This window comes from Herbaspirillum rhizosphaerae (genome assembly GCF_001189965.1).
GTDB classification, from domain to species: domain Bacteria; phylum Pseudomonadota; class Gammaproteobacteria; order Burkholderiales; family Burkholderiaceae_D; genus Herbaspirillum; species Herbaspirillum rhizosphaerae.
The window spans coordinates 27,838-40,996 of the sequence record NZ_LFLU01000002.1 but is presented as its reverse complement, the minus strand read 5'-3'; the positions used below and the strand labels follow the sequence as shown (position 1 = coordinate 40,996).

Annotated in this window: 11 protein-coding genes; 1 reads left to right on the top strand and 10 read right to left on the bottom strand. The window is 62.1% G+C overall.

Translation table 11 applies throughout. The features are described from left to right. Positions 1-44: 44 nt before the first annotated feature. From AKL25_RS02925 to AKL25_RS02880, 10 genes are all read right to left on the bottom strand, one after another. Positions 45-1,385: an MFS transporter gene (locus AKL25_RS02925; protein ID WP_240475632.1), complete on the bottom strand. Its 1,341-nt coding sequence runs from the start codon at positions 1,383-1,385 to the stop codon at positions 45-47. A 96-nt stretch (positions 1,386-1,481) separates the two neighbouring features. Beyond that, positions 1,482-2,465, bottom strand: coding sequence for a hydroxymethylglutaryl-CoA lyase (locus AKL25_RS02920; RefSeq protein ID WP_050476162.1), 984 nt, complete (start codon positions 2,463-2,465; stop codon positions 1,482-1,484). Next, positions 2,462-3,655 (bottom strand): CaiB/BaiF CoA transferase family protein, encoded by a 1,194-nt coding sequence (locus AKL25_RS02915; protein WP_050476161.1) that lies wholly within the window; start codon positions 3,653-3,655, stop codon positions 2,462-2,464. Before AKL25_RS02915 ends, AKL25_RS02920 begins: the two co-directional genes overlap by 4 nt. 100 nt (positions 3,656-3,755) lie before the next feature. Continuing rightward, positions 3,756-4,715, bottom strand: coding sequence for a LysR family transcriptional regulator (locus AKL25_RS02910; RefSeq protein ID WP_050476160.1), 960 nt, complete (start codon positions 4,713-4,715; stop codon positions 3,756-3,758). Positions 4,716-4,790: 75 nt separating this feature from the next. Next, the gene (locus AKL25_RS02905; RefSeq protein WP_050476159.1) at positions 4,791-6,566 is read right to left on the bottom strand and encodes a sensor domain-containing diguanylate cyclase; all 1,776 of its coding nucleotides are present in this window, start codon (positions 6,564-6,566) and stop codon (positions 4,791-4,793) included. Positions 6,567-6,768: 202 nt separating this feature from the next. Then, on the bottom strand, positions 6,769-8,484 hold the full coding sequence (locus AKL25_RS02900) for a methyl-accepting chemotaxis protein (protein WP_050476158.1): 1,716 nt from the start codon (positions 8,482-8,484) through the stop codon (positions 6,769-6,771). 366 nt (positions 8,485-8,850) lie between these two features. Further along, the gene (locus AKL25_RS02895) at positions 8,851-10,065 is read right to left on the bottom strand and encodes a porin (RefSeq protein ID WP_050476157.1); all 1,215 of its coding nucleotides are present in this window, start codon (positions 10,063-10,065) and stop codon (positions 8,851-8,853) included. 292 nt (positions 10,066-10,357) lie between these two features. Continuing rightward, the gene (locus AKL25_RS02890) at positions 10,358-10,612 is read right to left on the bottom strand and encodes a type II toxin-antitoxin system YoeB family toxin (RefSeq protein WP_050476156.1); all 255 of its coding nucleotides are present in this window, start codon (positions 10,610-10,612) and stop codon (positions 10,358-10,360) included. A 7-nt stretch (positions 10,613-10,619) separates the two neighbouring features. Beyond that, positions 10,620-10,862, bottom strand: a complete 243-nt coding sequence (locus tag AKL25_RS02885) for a hypothetical protein (protein ID WP_050476155.1) — start codon at positions 10,860-10,862, stop codon at positions 10,620-10,622. Between the two features lie 179 nt (positions 10,863-11,041). Continuing rightward, entirely contained in the window at positions 11,042-11,425 is a 384-nt protein-coding gene (locus AKL25_RS02880; RefSeq protein WP_050476154.1) for a DUF4148 domain-containing protein, read from the bottom strand. A 506-nt stretch (positions 11,426-11,931) separates the two neighbouring features. On the opposite strand from AKL25_RS02880, the gene AKL25_RS02875 reads away from it, so the two are divergent. Beyond that, positions 11,932-13,143 (top strand): GGDEF domain-containing protein, encoded by a 1,212-nt coding sequence (locus AKL25_RS02875; RefSeq protein ID WP_050476153.1) that lies wholly within the window; start codon positions 11,932-11,934, stop codon positions 13,141-13,143. Positions 13,144-13,159 lie beyond the last annotated feature (16 nt).

Sequence of the window (13,159 nt, the reverse complement as noted above, 5' to 3'; positions counted from 1 at the left end):
AAGCCCCGCTCAAGGGAACGGGGCTTTGCATCGGCAGCCGGAACTTACTCCTTCTCGCGCAATGCCGCCGGCATCGCATACATCAGCAGCAAGGCGCACAGCAAGGTCATGCCGCCTATCGCATACAGGGCCGGCGTGGTGCTGCCGGTCAGGTCCTTGATGCGTCCGACCATCACCGGGCTGACGATGCCGCCGAGCTGGCCGAGCGTATTAATCAGCGCGATGCCGGCAGCGGCGCCGGCGCCGGTCACCAGTTTGGGCGGCAGCGCCCAGAAGGCGGGGATGGCGGCAACCACGCCGGCACCCATGACGCCCAGTGCAACGATCAGCAAGACGGTTTGCTTTTCGAACACGCCGGCGGCAAAGAAGCCGACGGTTGCCAGGATCATTAAACCGATGACGAAGCGGCGGCGTTCGCCGTTGGCGTCGGATAAGCGACCGACGATGATCATCGCCGCCGCGCCGCAGATATAAGGCACGGCAGTCAGCAGGCCGATGACGGTCGGATTCTGCGTGCCGGCGGTGCGGATCAGATGCGGCGCCCAGAAGTTGAGACCGTAGGAACCGACCTGGATCAGGAAGTACACCAGTCCCAGCATCAGGAAGCCCGGCGTCCTGATCGCGCCCAGCAGCGAGTGGCCGCGTTCGTGCGACGTCGGACGCGACACGTTGGCGGCAAGGATCTGCTGCTCGCGCTGGCTGAGCCAGCCGGCGTCTTCGATCTTGTCCTTCAACTGCCACAGCACGACCAGGCCGAGGCCTATGCACGGCAAGCCGCCCAGCATGAACAGCCAGTGCCAGCCGCGGATGCCGAAGGCGCCTTCCATATGGCCGAGGATCATGCCCGACACCGGCGCGCCGATCAGCCCGGCGAAGGCCGACGCCAGGAACAGCATGGAGGTGATGCGTCCGCGATATGAAGACGGGAACCACAGCGTCAGGTAATACAGCACGCCCGGCGCAAACCCGGCTTCCATCGCGCCGATCACAAAGCGCAATCCGTAGAACTGCCACTCGCTGGAGACGAACACCATGGCTGCCGTCGCCAGTCCCCACGAAATCATGATGCGGGCGATCCAGCGGCGCGCGCCGACTTTGTAGAGGAACATGTTGCTCGGCACTTCAAACAGCACGTAACCGACCACGAACAGGCTGGCGCCGAGACCGTAGGCGGTGTCGCTCAGGCCGAGGTCGCCCTGCAACTGGAATTTGGCGAAGCTGATGTTGATGCGATCGAAGAAGGCGAACAGATAGCAGATCATGATCAGCGGCATGATGCGCCAGGCGGCTTTGCGCACGATGGCGACAATGTCGGCGGGATTGCTGTCGGCCTGAGGCGCGACGAGTTCTTGCGGGGTCTGCCCCGCGGCGGTATGGGTGTTCATGTTGTCTCCTGTTGGCGTCCGAATGTTCTGTTGAGACTTTCGGCGCGCGCTTGGTTAAAGGCGATGTGCTCTTGTTCTTGTGCGTGCTGTTGCGTGTTATTGCGAATGCGCAGGGGATGTCTTCTCAACCGCGGTCTGCAAGGCAGCCGGTATCGGATGCAGGTCGCAGTTGCGTCCCGCCTTGGCCAGCTGGCCCGGCACCTCATGCCCCAGCAGCGCCGGCAACTTGCGCGACATGCCGATCAGCAGCGGCAGATCGATGCCGGTCTCGATGCCGGTTTCCTCGCACAGGTTGACCAGGTCTTCGGTGCAGATGTTGCCCGATGCTCCCGGCGCAAACGGACAGCCGCCGAGACCGCCGAGCGCGGCGTCGAAACGGCGCGCGCCGGCTTCATACGCGGCCAGCACGTTGACCAGCCCGAGGCCGCGCGTATTGTGAAAATGCAGCGTCAGCGCCGCTGCCGGCAGGCGTTTCAGAACGCGCCCTACGATGCGCGCCACCTGGCGCGGATTGGCCATGCCGGTGGTGTCGGCCAGCGATATGCCGGTGATGCCGAGTTGCAGGTAGTCGTCGACGATACGCATGACGCGGTCCTCGTCGATCCTGCCTTCGAAGGGGCAACCGAAGGCGGTGGCGACGGTGGCGTTGAGCGACACGTCGTCCACGCCCCGGGCCAAAGCCACGATATCGCTGAAACCGGCCAGCGATGCTTCGCAGCTCATCCGCATGTTGGCGCGGTTGTGCGTCTGGCTGGCGGACATGACCATGTTGAGTTCGTCGGCGCCGGCCAGCAGCGCGCGTTCTGCACCTTTGACGTTGGGAATCAATGCGACGTAGATCACGCCATCCTTGCGTGCGATGCGCCGGAATACTTCATCGCCGTCGCGCAGCGCCGGAATGGCTTTCGGCGAGACGAAAGAGCCGGCTTCGATGCGCGTGAATCCGGCCTGCGACAGGCCGTCGATCAGCGCGATCTTGTCCTCGGTCGGCACCCAGCTCGGTTCGATCTGCAAGCCGTCGCGCGGCGAGACTTCCTGCACGATCAGACGCTCGGAAGCCTGGTTCTGAAGCGCACTCATTGCACCACTCCTTCTTCCTGCAGACGGCGGATTTCTTCTGCGCCGAGTCCGAGTCCCGACAACACTTCCACCGTATGCGCACCGAGCGCCGGACCTTGCCAGTGGATCTCGCCGGGCGTGTCGGACAGCTTCGGCACGATACCTGGCATCTTGACGTTGACGCCCCCGGGCAGTTGCGCCGACAGGATCATGTCGCGCGCCTGGTAGTGCGGATCGGCGACGATGTCGGCCACGGAATAGATGCGGCCGGACGGCACGCCGGCCTGTTCCAGCACGGCCAGCACATGGTCCATGCCGTGCAGCGAGGTCCAGCCGGCGATGGCGGCGTCCAGCAGGGCAACTTGCTGCACGCGGCCGTCGTTGTGTTCGAAGGCGGGATCTTCAGCCAGGTCGGCGCGACCGATGGCGTGCATCAGGCGCTTGAAAATCGGGTTGCTGTTGCCGGCGATGACGACGTAGCCGGCGTCGCGCGTCGGATAGGTATTGGACGGCGCGATGCCGGGCAAGGTGCCGCCGCTGCGTTCGCGCACGTGGCCGAGCAGATCGTATTCCGGCACCAGGCTTTCCATCAGGTTGAACACGCTCTCGACCAGCGACACGTCGACCACCTGGCCGAGGCCTTGTCCGGTCTTCACGCGCAGCAGCGACATCAGCGCGCCGATCACTGCATGCAGCGACGCCAGCGAGTCGCCCAGGCTGATGCCCGCGCGCGCCGGCACGCCGTCCGGTTCGCCGGTGGTGTAGCGGATGCCGCCCATGGCTTCGCCGATGGCGCCGAAACCGGGACGGTCTTTGTACGGGCCGGTCTGGCCGTAACCGGAAATGCGCACCAGCGTCAGTTTGGGATTGAGCGCGCTGAGCTCGTCCCAGCCGAGACCCAGGCTTTCCAGCGCACCCGGCTTCATGTTCTCGATCAGCACGTCGGCATCGGCCACCAGTTGCTTGATCAGCGCGATGCCCTGCGGCGATTTCAGATTGACCGACAGCGATTTCTTGTTGCGCGATTGCAGGTACCACCACAGCGAGGTGCCCTCGTGCAGCTTGCGCCATTTGCGGATGGGATCCCCGTTGACGGGGGCTTCGATCTTGATGACGTCGGCGCCGAACTCGGCCATCACGCGCGCCGCAAACGGCGCGGCGATGAGGGTGCCGATTTCGATGACGCGTATTCCTGTGAGTGGTCCACTCATTGCAGTCTCCTTCTTCCTTTTTTACAGGATAAGAAGGGAATACCTGCGACGTCCAACCGTAAGTCGGCAAGCAGCGTTCGCCAAACGCGAACGCTCGTCGTTACTGTGCTTTTCTTGTTTTAAGTTTGACGTTGAGGTTACCGGCAGCGCGTTCTTCCGCGCCGCAGAGATAGTCGTACAAGGCCTGCGACACCGGCGACAAACCCTTGGGATCGCGCACCACGATCTTCAATTCGCGGCTGGCCCAGTCGTCGCTGAGCGGCATCGCAGTGAGACCGAGCGAGCGGCCGATGGCTTCATACACGCCGGAAGGAATCACGCCCAGCCCCATACCCGCCTGCGCCATGCGGCAGACGGCATCGAAGCCCGGCACGTGGATACGCATCTTCAGCGACTTGCCGCCGGAGCGCGCCGCCAGATGCGTGCGCGCGTTGATGGAACTATCGGCATGCAGGCCGACGTGATCGTAGTCGAGCGTATCGGCAAAGCTCACGCTCTTGCGTTTTGCCAATGCGTGACTGTCGCGCATCACCAGCACCAGGCGGTCGCGCCGGTACAGCGTAGTGTGCAAATCGTAGGTCTCGGTGTCGCCGGAACAGATGCCGAGGTCGGCCCAGCTGTCCTGCACGCCTTTGACGACGCTGCCGCTGGGGCGCTCTTCCAGATCCAGCTTGACCTGCTCGTGCAATTGCGTGAACGCCATCAGGTCTTCGGGGAGGAATTCGACGATGGCCGACAAGTTCGCCACCATGCGTACATAGCCGCGCACCCCTTGCGCATGCTCGGCCAGTTCGAGGCCGATGGTCTCGACGCTGAGCAGCACGCGCCGCGCATGCGTGAACAAGGTCTCTCCCGCCGGCGTCAGTTCCATGCCGCGTGCATGACGCACGAACAGCGCCACGCCGATGGCTTGCTCCAGCTCCACCAGGCGCTTGCTGGCCGCGGAGACGGCGATGGCCTCGCGTGCAGCGGCGCGCGTGAGCGTGCCCTCTTCCTGCACCGAGACGAACAGGCGCAAGGTGGTGAGATCAAGCCGGCGCAAGAGATTGTTGACGATCATGGTTGGACGATTTCCTGAAGGATGGCCAGGCGGATGGCGCTCAGTGTGCCATTACTTGACGCCGCCTGCACGCCGTCAGCGATGATCGCGCCCGCCGTCCTTCTCGTTCTTACGGCCGGCGGCCTTGTCTTCGTACATGCCGTGATCGGCAAGCTTGATCAGCGTTTCCGCATCCTTGCCGTCTTGCGGATAAAAAGACACGCCGATCGAGGCGCCCACCGTCATGCCTTCGGCGCCTTCGACTTCCATCAGGCATTCCAGCGGCGGCGCGAGGACATCTTCGATTTTCTTTCGCACCTTGTCGGCGAATGCGGCCTCGGCAATGCCCCAGAACACCAGCACGAATTCATCGCCGCCGAAGCGCGCCACCACGTCGTCCTCGCGCATGATGGTGCGCAGGCGCTGACCGACCTCGATCAGCGTGAGGTCGCCGTATTCATGGCCGAGCTTGTCGTTGATGGCCTTGAAACGATTGAGGTCGATGAACATCACGGTGAACTGTTCGAACAACTCGGCGGCGCGCCGGCCGCGCTTGTGCACGGCGGCATCCAGATAGCGCAGCAAAGCGGCGCGGCTGGTGACGCCGGTGAGCTTGTCGGTGCTGAGTTCGCTCTGCATCTGCATGAAACTGTCGGCAAGCTGGCCGATCTCGTCGCGCCGCTCTATCTTCAGCGCGACGTTCATCTGCCCTTTGCCGATGCGCGCCGCCGCGCGCGACAGCCGGCGCACATCGCGCACCACCCAGTGCACCACGCTCAAACCCAGCAGCAGCGCAATGATGACGGCCAACACGGCGATCACGACGGTCCAGCGTGCGTTCTTGTCGAGTATATCGAGGAAGTCGCCGCGCGGCACCGCGACCACCGTGATCCAGGACAGCCCGGCGCTGTCGCGCACCCACGAGTAGGAAGCGTAGATCGTCTCGCCGCCCGGCCCCTCGAACGTAAAGGTGGTGTTGGCGCCGCCGAGATTTTCTTCTTCGGCGAGATGCTGTTGCAAGGTGACGTAGGCGTCGCGAATGATTTCGTTCTGACTGGCGTCGGCGCGCAAGCGGTCGACTTGCTCTTGCTGGCCGGTGAAGATGCTCTCGCCACTGGAGGAGGCAATCAGGTTGCCGTTGGCCTCCATGATGAACGCGACGCCGCGCGCGCTGACATGCAGATCGCGGACGAAGTCGTTGAGCACCTTGAGCGAGACGTCGGTGGCGACCACGCCTTCGAACTGGCCATTCTTCGCCAGCACGCGCCGCGATCGGGTGGCGACCAGATCCCGGTCCCAGTAGTTGATGTAAATCTCGCTCCAGGCATCGCGGTCGCTGTTTTGTCCGGCGGCGTACCAGGGCCGCGTACGTGGATCGAATTTGGTCTCGTCGTTCTTGGGCATGCTGAGCTGGCCGCCGATGCGGTCGAAACGATAGGCGCTGCGGTAGTTGACCGTCGCGCGCTTGACGCGCAATTCCGCATCCTCGACGCCATAGCGGAACAGGCCGACGAAGTCGCCGCTGCGGTTGCCGTAAAAGACGTAGTTGTTCAGTTCCGGATGCATCGAGGTGGCGATCCAGAAGCGGGCGCGGATGCCATCGAGGTCGGTATTGATGTCGGTCGTCACCGGCAGGCCGCGCGGGAACGCCGCTTCCAGCACGGACGTGGCGCCATCGATATGGCGCTGCACCGTAAGCGCGACACGATCGGCGGTCTGATCGAGCATTTGCTCGGCCACCGACACGACAGCATGGCGGCCGGCGAAATAAGACAGCAATCCGACCAGCAGCGACAACGCGAGGATGAGGACGACAAACGGCAGAATCAGCACCTTCGCCAGCGACGATGATGAGCGGAGTATATGAATCATGGGCCGTCCCTGTCTGTATTTCTGTTCTATTGATTCTTGATGTTGTGCAAGCTTGGCAGGCAAATGCCCCACACCAAGATTATCGGCAGCAGGATGTGCAAAATGAAGTGATGCCGGAAGGAAATTTTCAGCACGCAAAAAGATGCCCCGCCGGCCACCATACTGCATGGGGCGGGCGGGGCCGGGGTGGGGAGCCGGGCGATCAGGCGCGTTTGCGCTGGTCGTTCAGTTGCGGGGCAGGATTGACGATCGTGGCGCCGAGCGGACGCAGCGGCACGATGTTGCCGATGTTCACCGGTGAAACAACTTGCGCCCCCGGCGCTTCCAGGCTGAACACGCCGACCGCATGGTTGAGGCTGGCGGCCTGGTCCTGCAAGGTGCCGACGGCGGCGCTGGCTTGCTCCACCAGGGCGGCGTTCTGCTGGGTGACCTGATCCATCAGCGCAATCGCGCGGTGTACTTCTTCGATGCCTATGCTTTGCTCATGGCTGGCGGCGGAGATTTCACCCATCACGTCGGTCACGCGCTTCACGCTGGAGACGATCTGTTCCATGGTGTCGCCGGCTTGCTCGACCAGTTTGGTGCCGGTATCGACCTTTTCCACCGAGTCGTCGATCAGTTGCTTGATCTCTTTGGCGGCGGCCGAGCTGCGCTGCGCGAGGCTGCGCACTTCCGTCGCCACCACCGCGAAACCGCGTCCCTGCTCGCCGGCGCGGGCTGCTTCGACTGCCGCGTTCAAGGCCAGGATATTGGTCTGGAAGGCGATGCCGTCGATCACGCCGATGATGTCGACAATGCGGCGCGAGGAGGTGTTGATCGAATCCATGGTCTGCACCACCTGGCCGACAATGGCGCCGCCCTGCTGGGCGATTTCGGAGGCATTGTGCGCCAGCTGGTTGGCCTGGCGTGCGTTGTCGTCGTTCTGCTTCACGGTCGAGGTCAGTTGCTCCATCGCCGAAGCGGTTTCTTCCAGCGAGGCGGCCTGGTCTTCAGTGCGGGCGGCGAGGTCGCGGTTGCCTTCGGCGATCTGGCTGCTGATCTCGGTCACGCCGGCGGCGGCGTCGCGTACTTCGCTGACAGTGTTGCGCAGGTTGCTGCTCATTTCCGACAAGGCGGCCATGATGCTGTTGCGGGCGACGCCGTCCTTGCTGAGGTCAACGGCGTGATACAACTCGCCGCGATCGACCGCAAAGGCCAGTTCCTTGACGTCATCCGGTTCGGCGCCCAGCGCGCGGCGGATGTAGCGTGTGATCAGCGTCGCCAGCACCACGCCGGCCACCATCGCCACCGCCAGGAAAGTCAGCATCAGCGCCTGGAAGCCGTGCGCCAGGCTGCGTGCGCGGGCCGATTCTGCCTGCGTCATCTGTTCTTCCAGATCGATCAGTTTATTGATCGACGCCAGCCATTCGGTGAAGGCCGGTTTGCCTTGCTGCAGCATGAGCTGGCGCGCGCCGTCGATGTCGCCGGCGGTGCGCGCGGCGATGATTTTTTGCACCAGCGGCATGGCGCGTGCTTCGATGGCCTTGATGACGTCGAGGTCGGCGCGTTCTTCGGCGCGCACTTTCTTGCCCTGTTCGCCGGCGAAGATGGCGTCCAGCGGCTTGGCCGATTGCTGGTAGTCGTTGTCCAGCTTGTTGATCAGGCCGATCACGTCTTTGACTTCGCCGTCGCCGACCAGCGTCAGGTCGCGCAGGGCGATGGCGCGGTCATGCACGCTGCCGCGGAAGTTGATGGCGTAGCGCTGCTTGACGTTGTTGTCGTCGCTGATGGTGCTGAGGCTGCCTTCGATGGAGTTGACCTTCATGATGCTGAGGATGGTCAGCGCCAGCATCATGGCCAGCACGATGGCGAAGCTGATGCCGAGGCGGGCCGCGACGCTGACGGCGGTTCCTTTGGCAGGCTGAGATGGATTGTTCATGTGAAGCTCCCTGAAGTTTGGCGCCGGCCCGATGACCGGCGCAGTATTTTTCTTACCTGCGGTCCACATTCCTGCGTGGCTGGATCTGGACATGGAGCAATCTTAGGGAAATTCAATCTTTAGGGAAAATTGATAGTCTTCATCAATTCAATAGCTTTTTACCGGTACACAGGCAGCGCGCGGCTTGCAGCGGATTGCACACAGGCATCCCGGCAAACATGGCCGGAAATAGTTGCAAACAGGCAGAAAAAAGCGCCGGTCAGGGATAGACCGGCGCTTTTGGGATGCGAGATGCTGCGCTCGCCTCTGCTCCTGACGAAGGCGCTTATTGAGGGAATCAATAAGCGCTCTTCCTCCACCTCTATATTAGAAGTTGTGGATGATGCCGACGTTCAGGGCGTTCTGGCTGTTGTCCGCGCCCGGCACGCTGGAGCTGTTCACGCCGACGTTATACATGTCGGATGCGCGCAGGTTGCGGTAGATGCCGTACAGCGTGGTGCGCTTGGACAAGGCGTACTTGGCGCCGAGGTTGAGCTGGGTCATCTTGCCGTTGGCGGCGTTGACGAAGTTCACGCGGGCATACTGCACGCTGCCGAGCAAGGACAGCGACGGTGTCAGCGCATAGTTCACGCCGACGTCGAAGATGTTGGTCTTGTCGTTGTTGATGCCGCCGACGGCGAACTGCGCCGTGGTGTCACCCGTGAAGCTGGCTGCCGATGCCGCCGAGAACGACGACGCGCTGCCGGCTTGCGCCAGCGGCAGCTTCACTTGCGACCACGAACCGTGCAGCTTGGCTGCGCCGAGCTGGTAGCTGGCTGCCAGTGTCCAGGTCTTCAGGCAAGTGTCGCCGACATTGCCGGCGCCGGTCGCGCAAGTGGTTGCCGACGACGAATTGACGTCGCTGGAAGCCACGGCGCCGGTGGCGTTGCTGGCCTTCTTCGCCTGGAAGTAGCCCAGACCGATGCCGAACGGACCGTTGGCGTAGGCGCCGCCGATGCCGTAGGACTGGCCGGTGGAAGTCGAACCGGCGGTTTCGCCGAAGCCGTAGATCACGCTGCCGTAGAAACCGTTGACGTTAGGCGTGTTGTAGCGGATGGAGTTGTTGACGCGCTCGCCGTTGGTGCGATCCAGATCCTTGGCGTGGACATTGCTGACCATGCCGCCCAGATCGTCGATGGTGGTGAAGGCGGCGATGTCGTCGATGAAATCCTTCTGACGGCCGAGCAGCACTGCACCGAAGTTGCCGGACAGGCCGACGGTGGCGGTACGGCCGAACAGCGTGCCGTTTTGCGCCGCGGCGCCGGTGTCGACGTTGAAGCCGTTTTCCAGGTTGAACAGGGCTTTCAGGCCGCCACCGAGGTCTTCGCTACCCTTGAAGCCCAGACGGGAACCCTTGATGGCGCCCGAATCGACGCCGGCGCGGTTGCCGGTTACGCGGCCTGTGCCGGTCGCCACTTTGCTGTTGTAGCCGACGCTGGCGTCGATGATGCCGTAGATCGTGACCGAGCTTTGTGCATGGGCGATGCCGGCAAAAGAGCCGAGCGAACCGATAACGGCCAGCGCCAGAAGAGACTTTCTCATTTTTAGAACTCCAAAGATTGTTGAAATGACATCCAGTATTGATCGATCGCGGTGTGGCGAAAACACGTCGAAATCGATGCTTCTCGATGGAAATTGCAAGAAGACTTTATTTATTTAAACAAATAATGGAATTTAAAACAAAGATTTATTTTTAAATTACTCTGATAACAGCGTTATTTGTATCTTTTATACAACGATGCGTGTTCAGCAAAACCAGCAATGCCCCGGCCGGAAGGAAGGGGCATTGCCCGATGCGAATGCATGGGATTAAGGAGAAAAGGCGGGACCGCAATCAGTAGTGGAAACGGCACTGGTGCACGATGATGTCGCCGTTCAGGCGTTCGAACACGACCCGATGTTCGGCCGACAAACGCACTGCGCTGAGTCCTTTCAGACTCAGCGGCAAGCTGGTCACCTGATGGCTGGGCAGGGCTTCGCCGTGCTTGAGCTTGTGCAGCACCTGGCGGATCTTGCCGGCAAATGCGCTGTCGCTGGCGTCCCAGTAGGCGAGGTCTTCGGCGGCGCCCGGCGTGAGGAGCAGCTTCATGGCGGGCTCACTCAACGACGGCCTCGACCAGATATTCGGCGCGCACCTGTTGCAGGCTCTGCTGCAGCCGCTCGGCGTTCACGGAGGTGGCGAACAGGTGGACGATGTCTTGCAGCGAACGCCAGGTGGATTCCTTCAGGATCATCAGGTTGTCGCTGGAATCGAGTGTCACCAGGATTTCATCGGAGCCGGCCAGCTCCAGCACTTCATCGACATGACCGGCCAGATAGTTTGCGCTCAGGGAATACATGCTTACCTCGATTTTCTTGTGTGTTCGGAAGAATTCTTGTCTCCGCCTGCCTCACGACGACAGCGGCTTGTGCGGCGTCGTGACGGCTTTTCCTCTGCGGCGTCGTCGGGCGCTGTGCGCATGGACGAGGTCATCGGATTTTTTGCGTTGCTGCTTGTCTGTCTTGTGTCCCGCGTTGCTCAATAGCCGTGATACAAGCCCTGCGGATCAGGATGCTTGTTGTACTCGACCAGCTCGGCCAGCACCTGGGCGCGGGTCTTGGTGGAGACGAACGGCGGCGCGTACGGATAGTCGGCATCGTTGACGTTGAGCTCACCGCGTGCACGGGCCTGCTCCAGTTCGGCGACGACCTGGGCGCGGGTTTTGGTGGAGACGAATTTCGGCGTGGACGGGTAATCGGCGTCGCTGATGTTGAGCTCGCCGTTGGCGCGGGCCTGGATCAGTTCAGCCACGACTTCGGCACGGGTCTTGGGAGTTGCGAATTGTTGGTTGGGCGCTTCTGCTAGTACGGAACCGCTGAGAACGGTCAAAAAGAGAGCGGCCGCCAATGGATGGATAGCCATTTTTTTCTTTCGTTGATTGACGATGATTAAGGAACGGCGGTCCGACGGACATGAACACCCTTCGGGCCGCCTGTCGATGAAGGGAGTTTAGTGCTGCTCATCGATGGCCGTACTTTAATCTTTGCCAATACGAGAATAAATGGCGACAAGGGAAAAACGTTATTCCATAAATAGAAACAATCACTCGCAAAAAAATCGGGTATACGCGCGCGCTCCTGATTGGCGGCAGCCATGTCATGCGTGCGTCATCGCCGCCTCATAGGATTTGCCTGCGGCACCGTCTTGCGATTTTTTTCGCGACCGCAGGCAAGGTTGCTGAATTGCATCAAAAATCGCATCAAGAATCGCATCAACATGGCGCGCCAAAATATTGCCCAAGGAAAACGGATCTGGCGCAGATCCGCCGGCGACGCCATGCAAAGAATGTATGAGCGCGCCCCGCGCCGTTGTTGCGCATTACAATACGCGGCCGTGCAGTTCCCTGCCGCATTTTTCCGCCCCTTATCATGCTCACCGTCGTCTCCATTCTGACCACCACCGCCTTGTTCAGCCTGGCCATGCTGCTGGTGCTGGGATCGCTGCTGCGCTCGCCGGTGGCCGGCGTGCGCGAATGGTTCTTCGCCAACCTGGCGATGGTGGTGTCGCTGCCTTTGCTGGCGCTGCGCGGCGCGATTCCGGATTTCATTTCCATCGTCGTCGCCAACATCGTGCTGTCGATGGCGGGAGCACTCTATTACGCCGGTTGCGCGCGTTTTCTCGGTCGTCCGATACCGTGGCTGCGCATGGGCGCAGGCGTGGTGCTGGTCGGCGTCGCCATGGTGATCTGGCGTTACGTCGACCAGAACCTGGCCATGCGCGTGGCGGCCAGCACCGCGTTCAACGGCACGGTCTGCGCTGCCGTCAGCGTGATCCTGGTGCGCCATCGTCCGGCCAATCGCAGTCCCTATAATTTCTGGTTCGCTGCCGCGCTGGCCATGCTGTTTGCGGCCACCCAACTGACGCGCGGCGCGTACTTCCTGATCATGACGCCGGACGAGTCGGCGGCAATGCTCAACAACATCTGGAACATCGGCCTGCTGACCGTAGGCGCCGTGGTCATGCCGACCATGACCATGGTTGCGGTGATGATGGTGCACGACGCCATGCTGTCCAAGGTTGAACACGCGCTGCATCACGATCACCTCACCGGCGCCCTGTCGCGCATGCGATTCGAGAGCGGTGCGCGCGATGCACTGGCAAGCGCGCAGCCGGCCAGCCCGCTGAGCCTGCTGCTGATCGACCTGGATCATTTCAAACGCATCAACGACAGCTACGGCCACGCCGGCGGCGACCAGGTGCTGCGCGCATTCGTGACGATGGCGCACGGTTGCCTGCGTGCCGGCGACACGCTGGGACGGCTGGGAGGAGAAGAGTTCGGATTGCTGTTGCCGGCCACGCCGCTGACGGACGCCGCACACATTGCGGAAGCCTTGCGCCGGCAAGCGGAGCAACAGGCGGTGAGCGGCGAGTTCGGCGTCTGCCGCTACAGCATCAGCATCGGCATCGCCACGGCGATCCGCGAAGAAAGCCTGGACCGCTTCAGCGCGCGCGCCGACCGCGCGCTCTATCTCGCCAAGAACAGCGGGCGCAACCGGATTTCGTCAGGAGAAAATTCCTTGCCGGCGAACGACGGCAAGCAGGTCTGCAACGTCGGCACCGACAATGCGGCACAGGCTTGACGCAATCGCTGCGCCG